Here is a 21,385-nt window from a genome sequence, read left to right on the forward strand (position 1 = left end):
GCGATTGGGCCGCGCTGAGCTGGTCAAAACTTAAACGAGAACACAACTATGCTTTTCTCCCGTAAACCTTTTGCTTCGGTTTCCAAGCGTCACTTGCTGATGGTCGCTGTTGGCTTCAGCACCGTACTGACCGGCTGCGCCACGTCGCCGACGTCCAAGGTCGCTTCGAGCACCAAGGTCGAGTACTACCCGAACTGCTACGAGCCAGTGCAGCACCTGCGTTCCACCGAAGGCGACATGACCAAGTCCGTGGTCACCGGCGCGGCCGTAGGCGCGGTCGGCGGTGCCTTGCTGGGCGCCCTGACCGACAAGGAAAACCGTGGTCGCAACGCGGCCATCGGTGCTGCGGGCGGCGCCCTGGCCGGCGGTGCAGCGGGTTACTACACCGAGCGCCAGAAGCAGATCGCCGATGACAACCAGCGCATCGCGTCCTACGCCACCGACGTCAACAAAAGCGTCTCCGACATCGACCGCAGCACTGCTTACGCGAAGACTTCGCAGCAGTGCTACCAGAATGCGTTCAGCAAACTGGTTGCCGACCGCAAGGCCAAGACCGTCAACGACACCGAAGGCCGCAAGCGCCTGGCAGAAATCGTCGCCGGCCTGAAAGAGTCGAACGACCTTATCGTCGCGGTCAATGGCAAGGCTTCCGAAGACCTGAACAACTACACCCAGGCCTATGAGAAAGACCTGCAGCAGGTGGGTGTGCAGCGTACTGACGTGGTGACCGTGGCCACCGCTGATACCACGCAGGTTGTGGCTCCGACCAGCAGCAAGAAGACCAACAAAAAGGTGCAGCCGGCGAAGAAGAAAGAGCTGCCGACCGTGCCGAAAGAAGCGGTGACCACCGAGAAGACCTTGCAGGCCGCCAAGGCCAAGCAAGATGAAAGCAAGCAGGTTGCCAGTGCCGGTACTACTCAGGTCAACAGCATGTGCAAAAACCCGGACCTGGGTGACTGGGCTCCGGTTCCTTGCCCGAATGTTTGATTGACTGCTGCTGATCGTTGATCAGCTGGCAAAACCTGTGGGAGCGAGCCTGCTCGCGATAGCGTCCGATCAGTTGGCATTCATGTTGACTGAGGCACCGCAATCGCGAGCAGGCTCGCTCCCACATTTGTTTTTGGTTGGCCGCAATATCGCGGTATCCACATTCCCCTGTGGGAGCGGGCTTGCTCGCGAAGGCGGTCTGGTAGTCGGCTTATGTTCTGTGGGCGGTGTGTATATCCGTTGCTGCGGTAACGGCCACTTAGGGTTTCGCCCTTACGGCGACTCACTTTTTTTCAGACGCCAAAAAAAGTAAGCAAAAAAGGCTTGCCCCACCACTCGGTGCCTCGCTCCGGCTCGGCATGCCCTCAACTCCGGCATTGCTCCGTGGGCCCGCCGCGAAGGGTCATCCATGACCCAGCGCGGCTATCCCGGCATCCATGCCGGGATGCCCACTGCGCAATGCCTGCGTTCGGCCAGCGTGGTCAACGGGGCCCCAGATCAAAAGCCCGCCGAGGCGGCCTTATAGCCGACCTGTTTCTTGGGCTGCACCTCGATCCCTGTGGGAGCGGGCTTGCCCGCGAAGGCGGCCTTATAGCCGGCCTGTCTCCTGTGTCGTACTCCGATCCATTGTGGGAGCGAGCCTGCTCGCGAAGGCGGCCTAGTAGCCGGCCTACCTCTTGCGGTTGCACCCGATCCAATTGTGGGAGCGAGCCTGCTCGCGAAGGCGGCCTAGTAGCCGGCCTACCTCTTGCGGTTGCACCCGATCCAATTGTGGGAGCGAGCCTGCTCGCGAAGGCGGCCTAGTAGCCGGCCTACCTCTTGCGGTTGCACCCGATCCAATTGTGGGAGCGAGCTTGCTCGCGATGGCGTCGGCTAAGCCTGCATCAATGCAAGCGCTACCCCTTGGCGTCAGGCGCTGCCATCCCCTTGGTTTCCAGATGATCCAATGCCCGTTCGACCAACAACTGCACCCCATCGGCCATGCGACTGATCGCCAGGGCTACGCAGCGGCGTGAGTCGTCGACGTCGTCAGCCAGGTCGGCGGCGATGGTGCTGATGGAGAGCAGGTCTTCGGAGGCGTTGGCGAGCAGCGTTTCGGTGTCGATGTGGGGGGACACGATGAAGAGCTGGTTTTTGTCGGGTTCGGGCGGGGAGGGTTGGGGTTTGAGATAGTAATCGAGGGCGCGGGTGGCGGCGTCTTCGAGCTTCTTTTCCTCGAGGGCTTCGACGCGTGATTTGTGGCCGCTTTTTGGCGGATTGGGTGTTGGCTTGACCATATGTAAGTACCAGAGTTGGGGTTGCCGTCCTTTCGCTTGCATTCGAAGAGGTGGCAACTGTGCGTAGGTGTGCAAGACCGGTCCGGTACCGCCGGCAGACCCGAAGGTCTCCCACGCACAATCGCCATAACGGACGCGAGCATAAAAAAATGTTCGGTCAATAGCCATGAACAATTGCGTACCAATCCGGACTTGCACGTCCGTGTCACCGTTTTTTGCGATGACGATCAGAGGTTAGCCGCGCTTTAGAGCCCTGCCTAGTTCACGGAAAGCCCGGCGTTTTGAAGGAAATGTCCTAGGACCTTGAAGGCCGACGTCATGTCTCGAAAAACATGACTTAGCAGTCATCATGCAGGAAAAGCCATTCATCTTCCGCTAAAGCGATTCGATGATAGCGTTCCGCCGAAGAATCGCTAAACTGCCAGCTATTCATCTTTCTTTCGAGGCGGTGCCCATGAAGTTTCGTTTTCTGCTGTGGATGCTGGGGTTATTGATGGGCAAGGCCAGCCGGACGAACCCGGCGTTTCAGCAGCAATTGGGTGATAAGGAGTTGGTATTCCAACTGCAAACCCTGGACGGCAAGGTTGCGCGGCATTTCAAGGTGAAGGACCAGCGCATCACCAGCCAGTCCGGTACCTATCCAGAACCTGCCTTCGCCATTGCCTTCAAGGACGCCGCCTATGGCTTCGCCACGATGCAGGCCAAGAACAAGCAACTGGCATTCATGACGGGAATTCAGGACAAGTCGATCCAGATCAAGGGCAATCCGGCGCTGGTGATCTGGTTCCAGGGGCTGACCAAGTACCTGAAGCCAAAAAAGGCCAAGAAGGCCTAGCCGAGAACCCCGTGGCGAGGGAGCTTGCTCCCGCTGGGCTGCGAAGCGGCCCCAAATGAGTCGATGCGATCCTCCAGGCGGACCGCGTTGGCAGGTTTTACGACTGCTGCGCAGCCGAGCGGGAGCAAGCTCCCTCGCCACAGAGCTCATCCGCCTGTCACGGAGCCGGGTTCAGCCGTGGCTGAACTGCGAAGCCAATTCGCGCAGCAGCACTTCTGCCTCAAGCACTTTACTGACCACGTCATTGACCTTGTCCCGAGACAGGCCTACGCGCTCGAGCAAGGCATCGGGAATCTCCTCGTCCGGACCGGAGCCGATACCGCGCGAGCGCAGCAGGCGCACGGCCAGGCATACCAGGTTCGGGTAAGCCGCGTATTCGCCGTCGTAGTGCGGGTCGTGCTGGAAGCGCAGGGCGGTGGCCAGTTCGTCGGGCATGTCCCAGTAGCGCATCAGCCATGAGCCGATCTGCTCGCGGCTGATGCCCAGCAGGTGCTGTTCCACGTAGCTGTGGCACAGGTGCGGGTTGACTTCCAAGTGCCGGCAGATCAGCGAGAAGTGCGGCGGGAACACGTGGGCCAGCAGCAGATAGCCGAAGTTGTGCAGCAGGCCCGACAGGTAGGTCAGGCCGCCTTCGGGGCGCTGGGCGCGGGGCATGGCGCGGGTCAGGCCTTCGATGACCGCGGCGGTGTAGATCGATTGCTGCCAGTACGGCGTGGTGTGTTGTGGGTGGTCCTTGGGCAGGCTCAGGGTCTTGCCCAGGGCCAGGCCCAGCGCCAGGTTGATCACCAGGTCGAAACCCAGGACCCGGACGATGGCGTCTTCAACCGAGCGTATCTTGCCTGGCGAGGCGTAGTACGGCGAGGCGGCCCAGCTCACCACTTGGGCGGCCAGGGCCGGGTCGGTTTCGACGACGCCGGTGATGTCATCGATGGTGGCGTCAGGGTCGACCCGCAGCTTGATGATTTTTTGCGCGGTTTCCGCCAGTGGCGGGATCTCGATGGTTTCTTCCAGGCGCTGTTGGATGCGCCGGGCGGTGAACGCTTGCACAGCCTGGGTGATTTCCGCGCGGTCGTCGTGCGGGCGGTCCAGGTTGGGGGTGATGTTGCTTACGGGCTCGCCGAACGTCGCGGCGCTGGCCTTGGTGAGCATGGTCTTGAACGCTTCGCTGGTGACTTCGAGCAACAGTCCCGGCTCGCCGGAGTTGATCAGCAGCTTCGGTTCGCGTAGCAGGCTTTCTTCGTACAGGCAAGGCGAGCTGGTCAGTGCCGGCAGGCCAGGCAGCAGGCTCAGGTTGTGTTTGCCGAGCATGCGCTCCAGGCGTTCGGTAGGCACTGCCGTGAGCTTGCGGCCGGTGAGCTCGGCCAGGCGATTGAGGTCCAGCAGTTGGCTTTGTGGAAACAGGACCATGAGCGCGCCTACCGCATCGTGCAGCAGAACGGCCTGCACTTTGCGGGCAGCGTTCAGTCTAGGTCGCTCAAGCACTTCGTCAAAGGCGATGCCCAGTTTTTCGAGCAGCAGCCGAATTACAGACGGAGCGTGCGGGGATTCTGGGACGAGGGCAGCTTCTGTCATGGTCTGTATCCGTTTTCCTACAAGTTGATCAGTATAACCAGCTTGTCCAGTAGGCGGGTCTTGAAAACTGAGCGCGTGCTCACACTTGGCCGTATTGCTGCCCATGGCGCAACCAGCGGTCCAACAGTGGGCTGACGTGATCGGGCCAGCGCTCCAGCAGGGCCTGGGCTGCGTCGCGTACGGCGGGCAGTAGATCGGCGTCGCGCATCAGGTCGGCCACCTTGAATTGAAGCAGACCGGTCTGGCGCGTGCCGAGCATTTCACCGGGGCCGCGCAATTCGAGGTCTTTTTCGGCGATGACAAAACCGTCGTTGGTTTCGCGCATGATCCCCAGGCGCTGACGGCCGATCTGGGACAGTGGCGGGTGGTAGAGCAGGACGCAATGGCTGGCGGCGCTGCCCCGGCCCACCCGGCCGCGCAGCTGGTGCAATTGCGCCAGGCCCAGGCGCTCGGGGTTCTCGATGATCATCAAGCTGGCGTTGGGCACATCGACGCCCACTTCGATCACTGTGGTGGCGACCAACAATTGCAGGGCACCGGCCTTGAACTCGGCCATGACGGCAGCTTTCTCGGCGGGTTTCATGCGACCGTGGATCAGCCCGACCTTCAGCTCGCCGAGGGCGGCGGTGAGGTCTTCATAGGTGGTTTCGGCTGCCTGGCAGGTCAGTTCTTCCGACTCTTCGATCAGCGTGCACACCCAATAAGCCTGTCGCCCTTCGGCACAGGCGCTGCGCACGCGCTCGATCACTTCGACCCGCCGGGTGTCGGTGACCAGCACGGTGTTGACCGGCGTGCGGCCCGGGGGCAGTTCGTCGAGGATCGAGGTGTCGAGGTCGGCGTAGGCGCTCATCGCCAGGGTCCGCGGGATCGGCGTGGCGGTCATGATCAGTTGATGCGGGCACATCCGCCCGCCCACGCCTTTCTGTCGCAGGGCCAGGCGTTGCTGTACGCCGAAGCGGTGCTGTTCGTCGATGATCACCAGCGCCAGGTTCTTGAATTTCACTTCGTCCTGGAACAACGCGTGGGTGCCGACGACCATGGGGGCGCCTTCGGCGATTTGCGCCAGGGCGGCTGCGCGGTTCTTGCCCTTGAGCTTGCCGGCGAGCCAGGCGACTTCGATGCCCAGCGGTTCGAGCCAGCGCTGGAAAGTGATGAAGTGCTGCTCGGCAAGAATCTCGGTGGGCGCCATCAGCGCCACTTGGTACCCCGCTTCCAGTGCCTGGAGCGCGGCCAGGGCGGCGACCACGGTCTTGCCGGCGCCGACGTCGCCCTGGATCAGGCGCAGCATCGGTTCGGGTTGGCTCAGGTCGTAGGCGATTTCGTTGCCGACCCGTTGCTGGGCGCCGGTGGGCGTGAAACCCAGGTTGGCCAGGTAGCGGGCCGGCAGTTTGCTGGCCTTGGGCATGGCTGGGGCGCGCAGTGAACGCAGGCTTTCGCGCAGGCGTTGTTGAGACAGTTGATGAGTCAGCAATTCCTCGAATGCCAGGCGATGCTGGGCCCAATGATGGCCGAGGGCGAGTTCGTCGACATCGGCATCGGCGGGCGGATGGTGCAGGTAGCGGATCGCATCGGCCAATGGCGCCAATTGGTAGTCCCGGGCCAGTTCCGTGGGCAGCCAGTCGGGCAGGCTGCTGGGGCCAAGCAGGGTCAGGGTCTGCTGGCAGAGCTGGCGCAGGCGCTGTTGGGTCAGGCCTTCGGTGAGCGGATAGACTGGCGTCAGGGTTTCGTCCACTGGCGGCGGTTCGTCACCGGTAATGCTGCGGTACTCCGGATGATAGATCTCCAGCCCCGACACCCCGGGCCGGGCCTCGCCGTAGCAGCGCACACGGGTGCCGCGCTTGAGGCCTTCCTTTTGCGCATTGCTGAAGTGGTAGAAACGCAGGCTGAGCCCGCCGGTGCCGTCCTGCAGTCGCACCACCAGGCTGCGGCGCCGGCCCATGACCACGTCGGCGCCGCTGACGGTGCCCTCGATCACCGCGTCCTGCCCTGGGCGCAAATGGCCGATGGGCACCACGCGGGTACGATCCTGGTAACGCAGGGGCAGGTGGAACAGCACGTCCTGGAGGTTTTCCAGGCCGACCTTGGCCAGTTTCTCGGCCATGGCTTCACCGACACCCTTGAGTGCCGTGACCGGCACTTTCGACAGCTCAGTCATGGCCGCGGCTTACTTGGCAGTGGGCGGCTTGGCCACGGAGCACAGGCGGATCGAGTCGGCGAGGATCTCGATGGCCTTGGGCCGCGGGAAACTGGCGCGCCAGGCAATGGCCACGGTACGGAATGGCACCGGTGGCGTCAGCGGACGGACTTCGATCACGCCTGGGGCATAGTGGTGGCTGTCCACCGCCGACAGCGGCAGGATCGAAATGCCCAGGCCCGAGGCGACCATGTGGCGAATGGTTTCCAGGGAGCTGGATTCCACCGTGGTGTGCTTGGCGCCTTCGCTGCCCTTGGTCAGGGTCGGGCAGGCTTCGAGCACCTGGTCGCGGAAACAGTGGCCTTCGCCGAGCAGCAGCAGGCTCTTGTCGTTGAGCAGGGCGGCGTCGATGGTTTTTTCTGGGTCCACGGGTGCTGGGCCGGCATCAGGACGTAGAACGGCTCATCGTAGAGCGGCAGCGTCAGGACATCGGCTTCGTTGAACGGCAGGGCGATGATGATCGCATCCAGCTCGCCGTTGCGCAGTTTGTCGCGCAGCACGTGGGTGAAATTTTCTTCGATATACAACGGCATCTGCGGGGCGACCCGGTGCAGTTGCGGAATCAGGTGCGGGAACAGGTACGGGCCAACGGTGTAGATCGCGCCGACTTTCAGCGGGGCGGTCAGTTGGTTCTTGCCGGCCTGGGCCAGTTCACGGATGCCCTGGGCCTGCTCCAATACCTTTTGCGCCTGGGCCACGATGCCTTCGCCGACCGGCGTCAGGCGCACCGCGCTTTTGCTGCGCTCGAAAATCAGCACGCCGAGTTCGTCCTCGAGCTTTTTCACACCCACCGACAGCGTCGGCTGGCTGACGTGGCAACGCTCGGCTGCATGGCCGAAATGCTGCTCTTGGGCGAGGGTCACGATGTAGCGTAATTCTGTGAGGGTCATGGCGGACGTCCGTGAAGTTGCGAGCCAAGCATACCGGCTGCAATCGATAGACGCACGTTATCAGAGTGGAGGCGCGGTGTGACACTGTCGAATGTCTGATGGGGTGCTGCCGGAGATGAAAAAGGCATCTTTCGATGCCTTTCTGTCGGTTGAACTTATTGTGGCGAGGGCGCTTGCTCCCGCTAGGCCGCGAAGCGGCCCCAAAACCAGCGAATGCACCGTATCAGGCAGATCGTGTTGATCGTGCCAGGGCCTGCTGCGCAGTCCAGCGGGAGCAAGCGTCCTCGCCACAGGATTCATCTGCTAGCGGGTTGCCAGGTTCGATCAGCGCCGACGCTTGTCGATCGAATAAACAAACGGTGCCGTCAATTCGATAGTGCCGTTGCTGAGCAGCTCAGCCGGCGGCTTGGGCAACGGTTGGGCGTTTTTGATCATGTCCAGGGTGGCCTGGTCCAGGGAGTCCGTGCCGGATCCATCCACCAGCTGGAAGGACAATACATTACCTTCCCCATCCACCACGAAACGCAGGCGGTTGGTGCCTTCCTTGTTCATCTGCTGGGCCCTGCGCGGGTACTTCTTGTACTTGGCCAAGTGCGCCAGCAGCGTGCCTTGCCAGTTGGCCTTGGCCGCCGATTGCGCAGGGGAAGGGCCAGGGGCCGGCTGCGCGGATTTCTCCGTCGGTGCCTGGGTCGGCGGGGTGTCGCTGGGTTTTTGCTCGGACGGCTGTTCCTTCGGCGGCTCGGGCTTCTTCTCCTCCGGCTTTGGCTTTGGCTTGGGCGGTTGAGGCTTGGGCTTTGGCTTGACTGGCTTGGGCACGGAAATTTCGGGCTCCGGTGCCTCGGCGAGTTTAGGTAGCGGCAATTCTTCGACCGGCTCGGGCGGTTGCGGCGGTGTGACGACTTTTGGCGGTGCGGGCGGTGGCGGGGCTGGCACCGGCGCCAGCTCGACCATCATCGCCTGGGGAGGCAACTCGATGGGCGGGCGGGACGTCCAGTTCAGCGCCAGGGCGATGGCGAGCGCATGCACGCCCAGCACCACGGCCAGGCTACCGCTGTAACGCGTCAGCTTTTGGCGCGTCGTGATCATTTCTTGGGCGCCGTCTCGAGTCCGACCAGGCCGACCTTCAAGTAGCCGGCGCCACGCAGGGCGTCCATCACGCTCATCAGGTCGCCATAATCCACGCCCTTATCGGCCTGGAAGAAGATCGTCGTGTCTTTCTTGCCCTGGGTCCGCGCATCAAGCGTTGCGCCAAGGGTTTCGGTCTTGACTTCATCTTCGCCCAGGAACAGTCGCTGGTCAGCCTTGACGCTGAGGAACACCGGTTTCTCCGGTCGCGGCGATGGCTTGGCCGTCGAGGCAGGCAGGTCGACCTTGATGTCCACGGTGGCGAGCGGGGCGGCCACCATGAAGATGATCAACAGCACCAGCATCACGTCGATGAACGGTGTGACGTTGATTTCGTGGTTCTCGGCCAGATCGTCGTCTGCGCCTTCTTTCAAATGCAGGCCCATGGCCGGTTACCCCACTTTCACCATGTGCGGTTGCGAGCCACGCTCGGGCGGCAGGTGGTCGAGGTCGCGGCTGACCAGCAGCAGGACTTCGGCCGAGGCGTCGGAAACCTGCGCCTTGTAACCGGCAATGGAGCGAGCGAAAACGTTGTAGATGACCACGGCGGGGATTGCCGCGACCAAGCCCAGGGCCGTTGCCAGCAGGGCTTCGGCAATGCCGGGGGCCACGACGGCGAGGTTGGTGGTCTGGGTCTTGGCGATGCCGATGAAGCTGTTCATGATGCCCCACACGGTGCCGAACAGACCGACGAACGGCGCGGTGGAACCGATAGTGGCAAGCACGCCGGTACCGCTGCTCATGTTACGACCGCAAGCGGCGACCAGGCGTTCGAGGCGAAAGCTCACCCGCTCCTTGATGCCTTCCTTCTCGCGGCTGTTGGCCGACAGGCGCATCTCTTCGAGCGCGTCGTGCACCAGCAGGTTGGCGAGAGTGCCTTCTTTCGCGGCGCTGGCGCTGGCTTCCTTCAGGGTGGTGGCTTTTTTCAGGGCGGCGATCTCGCCACGCAAGCGGCGCTTGGCTCCCAACAACTCGAAGCCTTTGGCGATCCAGATGGTCCAGGTGATGATCGAGGCGATGGCCAGGCCAATCATCACGATCTTCACGATAATATCGGCGTTCTGGTACATGCCCCATGGCGACAGGTCGTGGGCCATGCCCAAGGAGTTGTCGGCCTTCTGTTGATCGGCTTCCATCTGCTTCGCGGCTTCGCCGAACTCGGCCAGCGCCTTTTGGACCTCTGGAGGGAGCGATGACGTATCGACGCTCCCATCAGGATTGCGTGGCACGTTCGGCGTGGCGCTTGCTGCGGGTTCATTGGCGGCTGCCGGAGCGGCGGCCTGGTCAGCGAACACTGCGCAAGGCGCGAGCAACAGGCTGAACAGCAAAGCGGCTACCGCGCCCCAGGCGCGAGGTCGGTGGGTTGGCGAAGCGGGGTATATAGAGTGTTTCATGCTGGCCGGACCTGAGAGAAAAGAAGGTTGATGTTCTTCCAGGCCTCGTGGGCCGAGAACAAAAGTGGCGTGCATTATTGCAAGTAATTCTTGTTAGCAACAGTAATAGCGTGTCTTTTTTTCCTGCATCGCTAGCCGCTCATCCCTTGGGAGGGCTAGTCTGCGGCTTTACGAGAGGAGTTTTTGATGTCCGCGCCTTCTGTTTTGATCGCCGGCTGTGGTGATATCGGCGGTCGCCTGGCCAGCCAATTACAGGCCCAGCACTGGCAGGTGTATGGCATGCGCCGCACGGTTTCCAAGCTGCCGGCGGGTGTCGCCGGGGTGGTGGGTGACCTGTTCAGCCAGCAATGCCCGGCCGATTGGCCCACCGGTCCGCTGGACTACCTGGTGTACAGCGCTGCGGCCACCGAACATGACGAAGCGGGCTATCGCGCGGCTTATGTCGAAGGGTTGCAGCATGTGTTGGGCTGGTTGAAGCAGCACGGGCAACAACCCAAGCGGCTGCTTTTTGTGTCCAGCAGCAGTGTGTATGGGCAACAGGCAGGGGAGTGGGTCGATGAAACCTCGCCCACCGTGGCCGGTGGCTACTCCGGTCGGCTGATGCTTGAAGCCGAGCAAGTGGCGCTCGACAGCGGCATCCCGGCCAGCCGTGTGCGCCTGACCGGCATCTATGGCCCGGGCCGAGAATGGTTGCTGAGCCAGGTGCGCCAGGGCTATAGCGTGGTAGAGGACCCGCCCCTGTATGCCAACCGCATCCACGCTGACGACGCGGCGGGCCTGCTGGCATTTCTGTTGGAAGCCGATCGCCAGGGCAAGACCCTGGAGGATTGCTATATCGGCGTCGATGATGCCCCTGCGCCATTGGCCGAAGTCGTAGGCTGGCTGCGCGACTACATGGGCGTCACCCAATGGGCCGAAAACGCCAGCGTCCGCCGCGCCGGCAGCAAACGCTGCAGCAACGCCCGGGCGAAGGCGCTGGGCTGGACGCCGCGGTATGCGAGTTTTCGTGAGGGATATGCGGCGATTCTTGAAGGGCGCTGCTGATTCCAGCCACCCCAAAACAAACTGTGGGAGCGAGCCTGCTCGCGATGAGGCCGTAACATTCAACATCACTGCTGACTGTTACGCCGCTATCGCGAGCAGGCTCGCTCCCACAGGGGGATCTTCAAAATCCGGTTACTGCTTCTCCAGCATCCATTGGCGATTGCCTTGCACGAACGACGGCATTTCATCCGCCAGGGCCGTGTTGACGGTCTGGAAGATTTCCAGCTTCTTGCCGTCGCGGGCGAAGATCCAGGTGTTGCCCTGGCCGTTCTGTTGCAGCCAGATGTTGTCGTTGCCGCTGCTCATGGAGGCGCAATCGCCAGCCAGGCACAAGGCGTAACGGTCGGCGCCGGGCAACCCGCTGATCTGGCCGTCGGGCTGGAATTGCACCGTGGCGCCTTGTCCGGGGCCGCTGACGATATTCCAGGTGCCGCCAAGGTAGGCGGCGTACAGCGCTCGCTCGAAACTGGCGCCGATTGGCGCGCCTTCCGGTACCTGGATCTGCGCGCGGTCGAAATTCTGTTGCGGTTCGTTTTCGGTGGCGGCCTGGCTCAACTGGTCGCCGTCGCGCTTGAGTTCGCTGGCGGAGCTGCCGTAGAAATCGACTTTCCAGGCGCCGTCTTCTTCGCCGAGCAATTTGCCTTCGACGTTTTCAAAACCGTTGGTGTAGCGCGCCTGTCCGGCCCGGGTGTTGACGTCCCATTCCAGGTTCGGGCCATAGCCCTGCAGCGCTTCGCGCAGCGGACCGCCCTTGGCGGCGGCGTCGATGGCGGCCTGATTGATCCAGGTGCCGCTGATGTCACGGTCGGCAGGGTCGCTGGCGCAGCCGGCCAGGAGGAGGGCGAGCAGCGGGAGAGCAAGCGCTTTGCGCATGGTGGAATCCTTTCAAAACGAAAACGGCGCAGCGGGGGACGCTGCGCCGGCCTTGTTACTCGATGACCAGGATGGCATCCATCTCAACCTGCGAGCCCTTCGGCAGGGCCGCCACGCCGATGGCGGCGCGGGCAGGGTAAGGCTGGTCGAAATACTTGCCCATGATCTCGTTGACCTTGGCGAAGTGGCTCAGGTCAGTGAGGAAGATGTTCAGCTTGACGATGTCCTTGAACGAACCACCGGCGGCTTCGGCCACGGCCTTGAGATTCTCGAACACCTGCACGGTCTGGGCTTCGAAGCCTTCCACCAGCTCCATGGTTTTTGGGTCCAGCGGGATCTGGCCCGACATGTACACGGTGTTGCCGGCCTTGATGGCCTGTGAATAAGTACCGATGGCGGCTGGGGCCTTGTCGCTGTTGATAACGGTCTTGGTCATTTAAGACTCCTTGTAATGAATTGGCTCCCCGAGGAGCTACGCGCGCATCCGGGTGATGCGGATAACGCCGGTCAGGGCACGCAGTTTCTTGATCACGCGGGCCAGGTGCACGCGGTCATGCACGCTCACCACTAATTGGACGACGCTGATGCGGCCATCGCGTTCGTCCATGCTGATTTTCTCGATGTTGCCGTCGGCGGCGTTGACGCTGCTGGCCAGCAGGGCGATCAGGCCGCGCTGGTGCTCCAGCTCGACTCGCAGCTCGACGTTGAATTCGCCGGTGACATCCTTGGCCCAGGAGAGCTGGATGCACTTTTCCGGGTTGTGACGGATTTCGCTGATGTTGCGGCAATTGTCCAGGTGCACCACCATCCCCTTACCGGCGGACAGGTGGCCGACAATCGGGTCGCCCGGGATCGGTGTGCAGCATTTGGCGTAGCTGAGCACCAGGCCTTCGGTACCGCGAATCGCCAGCGGGCCTTCGGGGCTTGGCAACTGTTCGCCTTCGCCGAGCAGGCGACGGGCAACGACGTAGGCCATGCGATTGCCCAGGCCGATGTCTTCGAGCAGGTCTTCGATCAGTTCGAGGCGGTATTCGGTGAGCATCACCTGCACACGCTCGGCGGGGATCTTGTCCAGCGAACTGTCGAAACCGTTCAGTACCTTGTTCAGCAGGCGTTCGCCCAGGCTGATGGATTCGGAGCGGCGTTGCAGTTTCAAGGCATGGCGGATGTGCGTGCGGGCCTTGCCGGTGACCACGAAATTGAGCCATGCCGGGTTCGGGCGGGCGCCGGGCGCGCTGACGATCTCCACCGTAGAACCGCTTTGCAACGGTTCGGAGAGCGGCGCCAGGCGGCGATTGATCCGACACGCGATGCAGCTGTTGCCCACGTCGGTGTGCACCGCATAGGCGAAGTCCACGGCCGTGGAGCCCTTGGGCAACTCCATGATCCGACCCTTGGGCGTGAAGACGTAGACCTCGTCCGGGAACAGGTCGATCTTGACGCTTTCAATGAATTCCAGGGAGTTACCGGCGCGCTGCTGCATCTCCAGCACACCCTTGACCCACTGCCGGGCCCGGGCGTGGGTGCTCTTGGGCTGTTCGTCGCCGCTGGACTTGTAGAGCCAGTGGGCGGCGATGCCATTGTTGGCCATCTCTTCCATTTCACGGGTACGGATCTGGATTTCGATCGGTACACCATGCATGCCGAACAGCGTGGTATGCAGCGATTGGTAGCCGTTGGCCTTGGGAATCGCGATGTAGTCCTTGAAGCGTCCCGGTAACGGTTTGTACAAGTTATGCACAGCACCCAGTACGCGGTAGCAGGTATCGACCTTGTCGACGATGATCCGGAACGCGTAGACGTCCATGATCTCGTTGAAGGCCCGACGCTTGCCGCGCATTTTCTTGTAGATGCCGTAGAGGTGTTTCTGTCGGCCGCTGACTTCGCCTTCGATGCCGTCGATGGCCAGGCAATGGCTCAGGGACTCTTCGATCTTGTTGACGATTTCCTTGCGGTTGCCCCGGGCGCGCTTGACGGCCTGGTTGATCCGCGCCGAACGCATCGGGTGCATGGCCTTGAAGCCGAGGTCTTCGAACTCGATGCGGATCGCGTGCATGCCCAGGCGGTTGGCGATGGGCGCATAGATTTCCAGGGTTTCCTTGGCGATGCGCCGGCGTTTTTCGCCGGAGAGTACTTCCAGGGTGCGCATGTTGTGCAGGCGGTCGGCGAGCTTGACCAGGATCACGCGGATGTCGCGAGCCATGGCCATGGCCATTTTCTGGAAGTTCTCGGCCTGGGCCTCGGCCTTGGTCTCGAAGTTCATCTGGGTCAGCTTGCTGACGCCGTCGACCAGTTCGGCCACGGTTTCGCCGAACTGCGCTTGCAGCGCTTCCTTGGCAATGCCGGTGTCTTCGATCACGTCATGCAGCATCGCCGCCATCAGGCTCTGATGGTCCATGTGCATGTCGGCAAGAATGTTCGCCACCGCAAGGGGGTGCGTGACGTACGCCTCGCCGCTACGGCGGCGTTGGCCGTCGTGGGCTTGTTCGGCGTAGAAATAGGCTCGGCGGACCAGGTTGACCTGGTCCGTGCCGAGGTAGGCCGATAAGCGATCGGCGAGGGCGTCTATGCTCGGCATGATGATGACTCCTGCCGTCTGCTGTGACCCCGCGCCGTGCTACGTCGACCAGGCATAGGCTTAGACCGCCTCGTTGGACTCGTCCTCGAACGCTGCGAACAGCGGTTCGTCTTCGACGATTTCAGCGTTGGCGATGAACTCGTAGCTCATCAGGCCTTCGGCGATTTCACGCAGCGCTACGACGGTAGGCTTGTCGTTTTCCCACTGGACCAACGGCTCTTTGCCACCGGTAGCCAGTTGACGGGCACGCTTGGTAGAGAGCATGACCAGCTCAAAGCGGTTTTCCACGTGTTCTAGGCAGTCTTCAACGGTTACGCGGGCCATGGTATTCCTCGGAGCGAATGCAATATGCGCGCTGCCCGGTTGGGCGAGCGGACTCGACAGTTTAAAAAAACACCAGCGTTTAGGGAAGCGCTGATTTTTTAACCAAACCCCTCGGCGCGCTGCGAGTACCAATGTAAAGCCGTCGCAGCGGTTTTGGGAAGGGCTCTTCAGCCCAACAATTCGGCCAATAATTTACCGAAACGTTGCTGCTGGCGTTTCTGCTGCAGCTGACTGGCGCGGAAAATCGCCTTCAGGTCGTCCAGTGCGTGGGCAAAATCATCGTTGATGATCAGGTAATCGTAGTCAACGTAGTGGCTCATTTCGCTGACCGCTTCGCGCATCCGGTCTTCGATGATTTCGTCACTGTCCTGGCCGCGGTTGGTCAGGCGCTGGCGCAAGGCCTGCTGGCTTGGCGGCAGGATGAAGATCGAGCGAGCCTGGGGCATCAGCTTGCGCACTTGCTCGGCGCCTTGCCAGTCGATTTCCAGGATCAGGTCGTGGCCCTCGTCGAGTGTCTGCTGCAAATAGCTTTGCGAAGTGCCATAGAGGTTGCCGAAGACTTCGGCGCGCTCCAGGAAGTCGCCGTGCTCGGCCATTTTCACGAACTCCTCGCGATCGACGAAGTGATAGTTCACCCCGTTGACTTCGCCCGGGCGCATGGCGCGGGTGGTGTGCGAGACCGAGACGCGGATCTGCGGTTCAGCGTCGATCAGTGCCTTGACCAGGCTGGTCTTGCCGGCGCCCGAGGGCGCGGAAATGATGTAGAGAGTACCGGTGCTGTGGGTCATGTCGGGTTAGCCTTACTCAATGTTCTGCACTTGTTCGCGCATTTGCTCGATCAACACCTTGAGGTTGACCGCAGCCTGGGTGCTGCGCGGGTCGAAGGCTTTGGAGCCCAGTGTATTGGCTTCGCGGTTGAGCTCCTGCATCAGGAAGTCCAGGCGGCGACCGGCCGCACCGCCGGACTTGAGCACCCGGCGAACTTCGATGATGTGGGTGCTCAGGCGATCCAGCTCTTCAGCCACGTCGCTTTTTTGCGCGAGCATGACCATTTCCTGTTCCAGGCGTTGGGGGTCCAGCTCGGCCTTCATGTCGGCGAAGCGATCGAGGACTTTCTGGCGCTGGGTGGCGAGCATCTGCGGGACCAGCTCGCGCAGGGTGCTGACGTCTCCTTCGATGGAGGTCAGACGCTCGTCGATCAGCCGGGCCAGCTCCGCGCCTTCACGTTCACGACCGGCCTTGAGTTCTTTCAAGCCCTGGTTGAACAGCGCCAGCGCCTCGGAGTTCAGCGCTTGCGGGTCGCTCGCATCACCCACCAGCACGCCGGGCCAGGCCAGGACTTCCAGCGGGTTCAGGGCGGCAGGGTTCTTGATCAGGCTGGCGACGGTTTCGGCGGCGGCCACCAGTTGCGCGGCGCGTTCGCGGTCTATCTGCAGCGTCTTGCCGGTGCTTTCTTCGGTGAAGCGCAAGGTGCATTCCAGTTTGCCCCGGGACAGGCCCTGGCGCAGTGCTTCACGCACGCCACCTTCGAGGTCGCGAAAGGACTCGGGCAGGCGCAGGTGCGGCTCCAGGTAGCGGCTGTTGACCGAGCGCAGTTCCCAGCTCAGCGTGCCTTGGGCGCCGGCTTTTTCGACCCGGGCGAAGGCGGTCATGCTGTGCACCATGGAGGTTCCTCGCAATGCAGGCCGGCACAACGTGTCGTCGTGGGCCTGGTATCTGTAAATAAAAGCCCAAGGGCAGCAAAGGCGCAGGATTGTAGCGCAGTGCGAGGCGTGCCCCAAACCGTGCATGCGACAAAGCGCTGTTGCCCGTCGGCTGGGCCTTTGAGGGGGCTCGCTCGTCGTGCCGGTACATTAGAACTGCCCTCCGGGGGTTCACGGCTCTATAATGCTCGGCAGTTTTCAGTCCTCAGTACAGGTATTCCCTATGAAACGTCCAAGTGGTCGCGCTGCCGATCAGCTCCGCTCGATCCGCATTACCCGCAACTACACCAAACACGCCGAGGGATCCGTACTGGTCGAATTCGGTGATACCAAGGTCATCTGCACCGTCAGCGTCGAAAATGGCGTGCCACGGTTCCTCAAGGGTCAGGGCCAAGGCTGGCTGACGGCCGAGTACGGCATGCTGCCGCGTGCCACCGGCGAGCGGAACCAGCGTGAGGCAAGCCGTGGCAAGCAAGGCGGCCGCACCCTGGAAATCCAGCGCCTGATCGGCCGTTCGCTGCGCGCCGCGCTGGACATGTCCAAGTTGGGTGACGTGACCCTGTATGTCGATTGCGACGTGATCCAGGCCGACGGCGGCACCCGCACGGCGTCCATCACCGGCGCCATGGTTGCGTTGGTTGACGCCCTGAAAGTGATCAAGAAACGTGGCGGCCTCAAGGGCGGCGATCCGCTCAAGCAAATGATCGCTGCGGTGTCCGTGGGCATGTACCAGGGCGAGCCTGTGCTGGACCTGGATTATCTGGAAGACTCTGCGGCCGAGACCGACCTGAACGTGGTCATGACCAGCGCTGGCGGCTTCATTGAAGTCCAGGGCACTGCCGAAGGTGCGCCGTTCCAGCCGGAAGAATTGAACGCTATGCTGGAGCTGGCGAAGAAAGGCATGAACGAGATTTTCGAATTGCAAAAGGCCGCATTGGCTGACTGATTGTTTCGCGCTTCAGACAAGGAGACTGTCATGAGTGATGAGCAAGTCCTACTGCCCCAACCCAGCAAGGAGGCGCGTCAATGGGCGATGTTTTGTCACTTGTCGGCCTTGTTGGGAATCTGGATCCCGTTCGGTACGCTGATCGGGCCGTTGGTGCTCTGGCAGCTCAAGCGTGAAACCGACCCGTTTATCGATGCCCAGGGCAAGGAAGCGCTGAATTTCCAGATTACCGTGGCGATTGCCTCGGCCATCTGCCTGTTGTTGATGATTGTGGTGATTGGCTTTTTCCTGTTCGGCCTGGTGGCCATCGGTGCGCTGGTGCTGACCATCATCGGCGGGGTGAAGGCAGGCGAAGGGCAGCCGTATCGGTATCCGTTTACCTGGCGATTGGTTAAATAACGATCAGTACGGTGATAAAAAATGCCCCGATATTCGGGGCATTTTGCTTTGAGCACTTAGTCTTTCTTACTATGCTCGGCACAGTTACGTAAATCGTTACTGTGCGCATATATTTATCATTCTTACACTTCCAGTCACAACTGCAGGGTTTCAGTGCGCCCTAGGCGCTTGGCATCGAGTCTCGCCGATTGCTAAAGTTGCCCCAAGTTATATTTGTTCAGAAATATTTCGATATATTCAGACCATTGAAGGTCCTTGAATTCAAAGCAAATCAGTGTTGAGAACTCAACCTGTTCAAGAGGCGTGTCCAGGTAAAAAGTTCGCCCCTGAATATATATCCAAAAAGATAAACAGCATGTTTGAGCTTGATTTCTACGGAACACTTGTCGCCGCCTCTTTAGTACTTTTGCTGGGGCGCGGACTCGTTACCCGTGTTGGTTTTCTACGCGCCTACAATATCCCCGAACCTGTAGCAGGCGGGCTGGTGGTTGCCTTGATCCTCTTGTGTTTGCGAGGGCTTGAAATTGAAGTCCGATTTGACACTTCATTGCAGACACCCTTGATGCTGGCGTTTTTCGCCACGATTGGCCTGAGCGCAGACTTTGCCAGCCTGAAGAAAGGCGGGCGCGTAGTGGGTGTGTTCGTACTGGCGGTCACCGGCCTGCTGTTGGTCCAGAATGCCATGGGCATCGGGCTCGCCAAGGCGTTGGGGCTCGATCCCCTGATGGGCCTGCTTACCGGCTCGATTACCTTGGCCGGTGGTCACGGTACAGGCGCTGCCTGGGGGACATTGTTCAGTGAGACATACGGCGTGGCCTCCGCTTCCGAGCTAGCGATGGCCTCTGCGACGTTCGGCTTGGTGTTGGGCGGCCTGATCGGTGGGCCGGTCGCTCGCCTGCTGGTCAAGCGTGTTCAGGTGCCCGGCTGCCTTGAGCCGGAAAAGCCACGAGCACCCAAGGGTTTCGAGCAGCCGAACAAAGAACGCTCGATAACGCCGGTTTCGTTTATCGAGACGCTCGCCCTGATCGCGGTCAGCCTCCTGGCGGGCTCTCTTTTGAATGGGCAGCTCCACGGAACCGCATTCGAGTTGCCGACGTTCGTTTGCGTCTTGTTCGTGGGGGTGGTCCTGCGCAATGGACTTGCGGCGCTGGGCTTGTACCAGGTGTTTGAGCGCGAAGTCTCGGTGCTTGGCAACGTCAGCTTGTCGCTGTTCCTGGCGATCGCCTTGATGTCACTCAAGTTGTGGGACCTGGCGTCACTGGCCTTGCCGTTCTTCATCATCCTGGCTGCACAGACCCTGGTCATGGCACTGTTCGCGATCTTCGTGACCTTCAGGCTCATGGGCAGCCATTACGACGCGGCGGTATTGGCGGCGGGGCACTGCGGTTTTGGGTTGGGGGCGACGCCGACGGCCATCGCTAACATGCAGGCGGTCACTCAACGCTACGGACCTTCGCAGATCGCCTTTCTGGTAGTACCGATGGTGGGCGCTTTTTTCATCGATATCATTAATGTCATCGTGATCAAGCTGTACCTGGCCCTGCCGTTTCTTGCCGCGGCTTGATTTCCAGGCATAAAAAAGCCCGCCTCCTGCGAGGCGGGCATTCTTGACCGGTTGGTACCCATTGACGGCGTTTTAGATCGTCAGCGTCCAGTCGTAATCAACGATCAGCGGCGCATGCTGCGAGAACCGTGGCTGGCGCGGCAGGCGAGCGCTGCGTACGAAACGGCGCAGGCCGGGGGTCAGCAGCTGGTAGTCGAAACGCCAGCCGAGGTTGAGCATCTCGGCCTGCTCGTTGTCTGGCCACCAGCTGTACTGATCGCCTTCGCGGCTGACTTCGCGCAGGGCGTCGACATATCCCATGTTGCCAACGATCTCATCCATCCAGGCCCGTTCCGGCGCCAGGAAGCCTGGGGATTGCTGGCTGTCGCGCCAGTTCTTGATATCCAGCTTCTGTTGCGCCACGTACAGCGAGCCACAATAGATGTACTCGCGACGTTTGCGCCGCTGCTTATCCAGGTAACGGGCGAAGTCGTCCATCAACTTGAATTTCTGATTCAAATCTTCATCGCCGTTCTGCCCCGAAGGGAGCAGTAAGGTCGCGATGCTGACCTTGTCGAAATCGGCTTGCAGGTAGCGCCCGTAGCGGTCCGCCGTCTCGAAACCGAGACCGTTGATGACAGCCTTCGGTTGCAGCCGCGAGTACAAAGCCACGCCACCCTGGGCGGGGACTTCGGCATCGCAGGCGTAAAGGAAGTAACCATCCAGTTGGAAGGCTGCATCGTCCAGTTCAAAGGCGGAGGCGCGGGTGTCCTGCAGGCAGATGACGTCGGCATTCTGTGCTTGCAGCCAACTGAGCAAACCACGCTCCACTGCAGCCTGAATACCATTGACGTTCACACTGATGATCCGCATAAATGGCCCCAAAAATCACGTGCGTGTATGATACACGCCGTATACCTATTTAGCTAAATCCGCGGTATTTGAGGCTTTTTTTCATGCAGGCGTATCAGCGCGATTTCATTCGCTTTGCCATCGATCGCGGCGTTTTGCGCTTCGGTGAGTTCACCCTCAAGTCGGGACGCACCAGCCCGTACTTCTTCAATGCCGGCCTGTTCAACAGCGGAACCGCCCTGGCGCAGCTGGGCCGTTTCTATGCGGCGGCCATCGTCGAGAGCGGTATTGCGTTCGATGTGCTGTTCGGCCCGGCCTACAAAGGCATCCCGCTGGCAGCCACCACTGCCGTGGCTCTGGCTGAACACCACGGCCGCGACCTGCCATGGTGCTTCAACCGCAAGGAAGCCAAGGCCCATGGTGAAGGCGGCAGCCTGGTGGGCGCGCCTCTGACCGGTGAAGTGCTGATCATCGACGACGTCATCACCGCCGGCACTGCCATCCGTGAAGTCATGCAGATCATCGGCTCCCAGGACGGCGCCAAGGCCGCCGGCGTGCTGATCGCCCTGAATCGTCAGGAGCGCGGTAACGGCGAGCTGTCGGCAATCCAGGAAGTGGAGCGCGACTTCGGCATTCCGGTGATCAGCATCGTTTCGCTGAACCAGGTGCTGGAGTTTTTGGCCGACGATCCGCAACTCAAGCAGCATTTGCCAGCGGTCGAGGCTTATCGCGCTCGGTTTGGTGTGTGACCGGCTTGTGGCTCCTGTGGTGAGGGAGCTTGCTCCCGCTTGGTTGCGTAGCGACCGCAGATGTTGGGGCCGCTGCGCAGCCCAGCGGGAGCAAGCTCCC

Annotated in this window: 20 protein-coding genes and 1 pseudogene; 7 read left to right on the forward strand and 14 right to left on the reverse strand. The window is 61.3% G+C overall.

Features of this window, described 5'->3' with window-relative positions:
• The first annotated feature begins 48 nt into the window (after nt 1-48).
• Nucleotides 49-987 (forward strand): type VI secretion system-associated lipoprotein TagQ, encoded by a 939-nt coding sequence (gene tagQ, locus PFLQ2_RS26615; protein ID WP_003177243.1) that lies wholly within the window; start codon nt 49-51, stop codon nt 985-987.
• Nucleotides 988-1,883: 896 nt separating this feature from the next.
• Here tagQ and PFLQ2_RS26610 read toward each other — a convergent pair.
• Complete coding sequence (locus tag PFLQ2_RS26610; protein WP_003177245.1) at nt 1,884-2,264, reverse strand: DUF6124 family protein; 381 nt, start codon at nt 2,262-2,264, stop codon at nt 1,884-1,886.
• 454 nt (nt 2,265-2,718) lie between these two features.
• Here PFLQ2_RS26610 and PFLQ2_RS26605 point away from each other — a divergent pair, with 454 nt between their 5' ends.
• Nucleotides 2,719-3,099, forward strand: coding sequence for a hypothetical protein (locus PFLQ2_RS26605; RefSeq protein WP_003177246.1), 381 nt, complete (start codon nt 2,719-2,721; stop codon nt 3,097-3,099).
• Nucleotides 3,100-3,270: 171 nt separating this feature from the next.
• On the opposite strand, the gene PFLQ2_RS26600 is transcribed toward PFLQ2_RS26605, so the two are convergent.
• The 6 genes and pseudogenes from PFLQ2_RS26600 to exbB all read right to left on the reverse strand — a co-directional run bounded on the left by PFLQ2_RS26600 (nt 3,271) and on the right by exbB (nt 10,274).
• Nucleotides 3,271-4,671 (reverse strand): aminoacyl-tRNA deacylase and HDOD domain-containing protein, encoded by a 1,401-nt coding sequence (locus PFLQ2_RS26600; RefSeq protein ID WP_003177247.1) that lies wholly within the window; start codon nt 4,669-4,671, stop codon nt 3,271-3,273.
• A 79-nt stretch (nt 4,672-4,750) separates the two neighbouring features.
• A complete protein-coding gene (gene recG, locus PFLQ2_RS26595; RefSeq protein ID WP_003177249.1) occupies nt 4,751-6,826 on the reverse strand; it encodes an ATP-dependent DNA helicase RecG in 2,076 nt (691 codons plus the stop codon).
• Nucleotides 6,827-6,835: 9 nt separating this feature from the next.
• Nucleotides 6,836-7,755 (reverse strand): annotated as a pseudogene (locus tag PFLQ2_RS27415) (LysR substrate-binding domain-containing protein).
• Nucleotides 7,756-8,079: 324 nt separating this feature from the next.
• On the reverse strand, nt 8,080-8,841 hold the full coding sequence (locus PFLQ2_RS26590; protein ID WP_003177252.1) for an energy transducer TonB: 762 nt from the start codon (nt 8,839-8,841) through the stop codon (nt 8,080-8,082).
• Nucleotides 8,838-9,266, reverse strand: coding sequence for a TonB system transport protein ExbD (exbD, locus tag PFLQ2_RS26585; protein ID WP_003177253.1), 429 nt, complete (start codon nt 9,264-9,266; stop codon nt 8,838-8,840). The genes PFLQ2_RS26590 and exbD overlap by 4 nt, the downstream gene beginning before the upstream one ends.
• Before the next feature lie 6 nt (nt 9,267-9,272).
• Nucleotides 9,273-10,274 carry a tonB-system energizer ExbB gene (gene exbB / locus PFLQ2_RS26580; protein WP_003177254.1) on the reverse strand — a complete coding sequence of 334 codons (1,002 nt, stop codon included), beginning with the start codon at nt 10,272-10,274 and terminating at the stop codon, nt 9,273-9,275.
• A 186-nt stretch (nt 10,275-10,460) separates the two neighbouring features.
• Here exbB and PFLQ2_RS26575 point away from each other — a divergent pair, with 186 nt between their 5' ends.
• The gene (locus PFLQ2_RS26575; RefSeq protein WP_003177255.1) at nt 10,461-11,318 is read left to right on the forward strand and encodes an SDR family oxidoreductase; all 858 of its coding nucleotides are present in this window, start codon (nt 10,461-10,463) and stop codon (nt 11,316-11,318) included.
• Nucleotides 11,319-11,450: 132 nt separating this feature from the next.
• Here PFLQ2_RS26575 and PFLQ2_RS26570 read toward each other — a convergent pair whose 3' ends face one another.
• The 6 genes from PFLQ2_RS26570 to PFLQ2_RS26545 all read right to left on the reverse strand — a co-directional run bounded on the left by PFLQ2_RS26570 (nt 11,451) and on the right by PFLQ2_RS26545 (nt 16,757).
• Nucleotides 11,451-12,191, reverse strand: a complete 741-nt coding sequence (locus PFLQ2_RS26570; RefSeq protein WP_003177256.1) for a hypothetical protein — start codon at nt 12,189-12,191, stop codon at nt 11,451-11,453.
• 55 nt (nt 12,192-12,246) lie between these two features.
• The gene (locus PFLQ2_RS26565) at nt 12,247-12,627 is read right to left on the reverse strand and encodes a RidA family protein (RefSeq protein WP_003177257.1); all 381 of its coding nucleotides are present in this window, start codon (nt 12,625-12,627) and stop codon (nt 12,247-12,249) included.
• 36 nt (nt 12,628-12,663) lie between these two features.
• Nucleotides 12,664-14,769, reverse strand: a complete 2,106-nt coding sequence (spoT, locus tag PFLQ2_RS26560; protein WP_003177258.1) for a bifunctional GTP diphosphokinase/guanosine-3',5'-bis pyrophosphate 3'-pyrophosphohydrolase — start codon at nt 14,767-14,769, stop codon at nt 12,664-12,666.
• A gap of 60 nt (nt 14,770-14,829) precedes the next feature.
• The gene (gene rpoZ / locus PFLQ2_RS26555) at nt 14,830-15,093 is read right to left on the reverse strand and encodes a DNA-directed RNA polymerase subunit omega (protein WP_003177259.1); all 264 of its coding nucleotides are present in this window, start codon (nt 15,091-15,093) and stop codon (nt 14,830-14,832) included.
• A gap of 167 nt (nt 15,094-15,260) precedes the next feature.
• The gene (gene gmk / locus PFLQ2_RS26550) at nt 15,261-15,881 is read right to left on the reverse strand and encodes a guanylate kinase (RefSeq protein WP_003177260.1); all 621 of its coding nucleotides are present in this window, start codon (nt 15,879-15,881) and stop codon (nt 15,261-15,263) included.
• A gap of 12 nt (nt 15,882-15,893) precedes the next feature.
• Nucleotides 15,894-16,757 (reverse strand): YicC/YloC family endoribonuclease, encoded by an 864-nt coding sequence (locus PFLQ2_RS26545; protein ID WP_003177261.1) that lies wholly within the window; start codon nt 16,755-16,757, stop codon nt 15,894-15,896.
• Nucleotides 16,758-17,019: 262 nt separating this feature from the next.
• Here PFLQ2_RS26545 and rph point away from each other — a divergent pair, with 262 nt between their 5' ends.
• From rph to gltS, 3 genes are all read left to right on the forward strand, one after another.
• Nucleotides 17,020-17,742, forward strand: coding sequence for a ribonuclease PH (rph, locus tag PFLQ2_RS26540; protein WP_003177262.1), 723 nt, complete (start codon nt 17,020-17,022; stop codon nt 17,740-17,742).
• A 30-nt stretch (nt 17,743-17,772) separates the two neighbouring features.
• Entirely contained in the window at nt 17,773-18,141 is a 369-nt protein-coding gene (locus PFLQ2_RS26535) for a DUF4870 domain-containing protein (protein ID WP_003177263.1), read from the forward strand.
• 355 nt (nt 18,142-18,496) lie between these two features.
• Nucleotides 18,497-19,705: a sodium/glutamate symporter gene (gltS, locus tag PFLQ2_RS26530; protein WP_003177264.1), complete on the forward strand. Its 1,209-nt coding sequence runs from the start codon at nt 18,497-18,499 to the stop codon at nt 19,703-19,705.
• A 72-nt stretch (nt 19,706-19,777) separates the two neighbouring features.
• Here the strand turns inward: gltS and PFLQ2_RS26525 are convergent, their stop codons facing one another.
• Nucleotides 19,778-20,557, reverse strand: a complete 780-nt coding sequence (locus PFLQ2_RS26525; RefSeq protein ID WP_003177265.1) for an exodeoxyribonuclease III — start codon at nt 20,555-20,557, stop codon at nt 19,778-19,780.
• Between the two features lie 83 nt (nt 20,558-20,640).
• On the opposite strand from PFLQ2_RS26525, the gene pyrE reads away from it, so the two are divergent.
• A complete protein-coding gene (pyrE, locus tag PFLQ2_RS26520) occupies nt 20,641-21,285 on the forward strand; it encodes an orotate phosphoribosyltransferase (protein WP_003177266.1) in 645 nt (214 codons plus the stop codon).
• Nucleotides 21,286-21,385 lie beyond the last annotated feature (100 nt).

It is taken from the genome of Pseudomonas fluorescens Q2-87, assembly GCF_000281895.1.
Lineage (GTDB): Bacteria > Pseudomonadota > Gammaproteobacteria > Pseudomonadales > Pseudomonadaceae > Aquipseudomonas > Aquipseudomonas fluorescens_S.

Excerpts from the sequence above, each read along its gene's own strand:
- pyrE (WP_003177266.1), top strand. The coding sequence starts at position 20,641 with ATGCAGGCGTATCAGCGCGATTTCATTCGCTTTGCCATCGATCGCGGC.
- PFLQ2_RS26570 (WP_003177256.1), bottom strand. The coding sequence starts at position 12,191 with ATGCGCAAAGCGCTTGCTCTCCCGCTGCTCGCCCTCCTCCTGGCCGGC.
- PFLQ2_RS26605 (WP_003177246.1), top strand. The coding sequence starts at position 2,719 with ATGAAGTTTCGTTTTCTGCTGTGGATGCTGGGGTTATTGATGGGCAAG.
- exbB (WP_003177254.1), bottom strand. The coding sequence starts at position 10,274 with ATGAAACACTCTATATACCCCGCTTCGCCAACCCACCGACCTCGCGCC.
- PFLQ2_RS26535 (WP_003177263.1), top strand. The coding sequence starts at position 17,773 with ATGAGTGATGAGCAAGTCCTACTGCCCCAACCCAGCAAGGAGGCGCGT.
- exbD (WP_003177253.1), bottom strand. The coding sequence starts at position 9,266 with ATGGGCCTGCATTTGAAAGAAGGCGCAGACGACGATCTGGCCGAGAAC.
- rpoZ (WP_003177259.1), bottom strand. The coding sequence starts at position 15,093 with ATGGCCCGCGTAACCGTTGAAGACTGCCTAGAACACGTGGAAAACCGC.
- PFLQ2_RS26600 (WP_003177247.1), bottom strand. The coding sequence starts at position 4,671 with ATGACAGAAGCTGCCCTCGTCCCAGAATCCCCGCACGCTCCGTCTGTA.
- tagQ (WP_003177243.1), top strand. The coding sequence starts at position 49 with ATGCTTTTCTCCCGTAAACCTTTTGCTTCGGTTTCCAAGCGTCACTTG.
- gltS (WP_003177264.1), top strand. The coding sequence starts at position 18,497 with ATGTTTGAGCTTGATTTCTACGGAACACTTGTCGCCGCCTCTTTAGTA.
- PFLQ2_RS26610 (WP_003177245.1), bottom strand. The coding sequence starts at position 2,264 with ATGGTCAAGCCAACACCCAATCCGCCAAAAAGCGGCCACAAATCACGC.
- PFLQ2_RS26575 (WP_003177255.1), top strand. The coding sequence starts at position 10,461 with ATGTCCGCGCCTTCTGTTTTGATCGCCGGCTGTGGTGATATCGGCGGT.
- PFLQ2_RS26545 (WP_003177261.1), bottom strand. The coding sequence starts at position 16,757 with ATGGTGCACAGCATGACCGCCTTCGCCCGGGTCGAAAAAGCCGGCGCC.
- PFLQ2_RS26525 (WP_003177265.1), bottom strand. The coding sequence starts at position 20,557 with ATGCGGATCATCAGTGTGAACGTCAATGGTATTCAGGCTGCAGTGGAG.
- PFLQ2_RS26565 (WP_003177257.1), bottom strand. The coding sequence starts at position 12,627 with ATGACCAAGACCGTTATCAACAGCGACAAGGCCCCAGCCGCCATCGGT.
- gmk (WP_003177260.1), bottom strand. The coding sequence starts at position 15,881 with ATGACCCACAGCACCGGTACTCTCTACATCATTTCCGCGCCCTCGGGC.
- recG (WP_003177249.1), bottom strand. The coding sequence starts at position 6,826 with ATGACTGAGCTGTCGAAAGTGCCGGTCACGGCACTCAAGGGTGTCGGT.
- rph (WP_003177262.1), top strand. The coding sequence starts at position 17,020 with ATGAAACGTCCAAGTGGTCGCGCTGCCGATCAGCTCCGCTCGATCCGC.
- PFLQ2_RS26590 (WP_003177252.1), bottom strand. The coding sequence starts at position 8,841 with ATGATCACGACGCGCCAAAAGCTGACGCGTTACAGCGGTAGCCTGGCC.
- spoT (WP_003177258.1), bottom strand. The coding sequence starts at position 14,769 with ATGCCGAGCATAGACGCCCTCGCCGATCGCTTATCGGCCTACCTCGGC.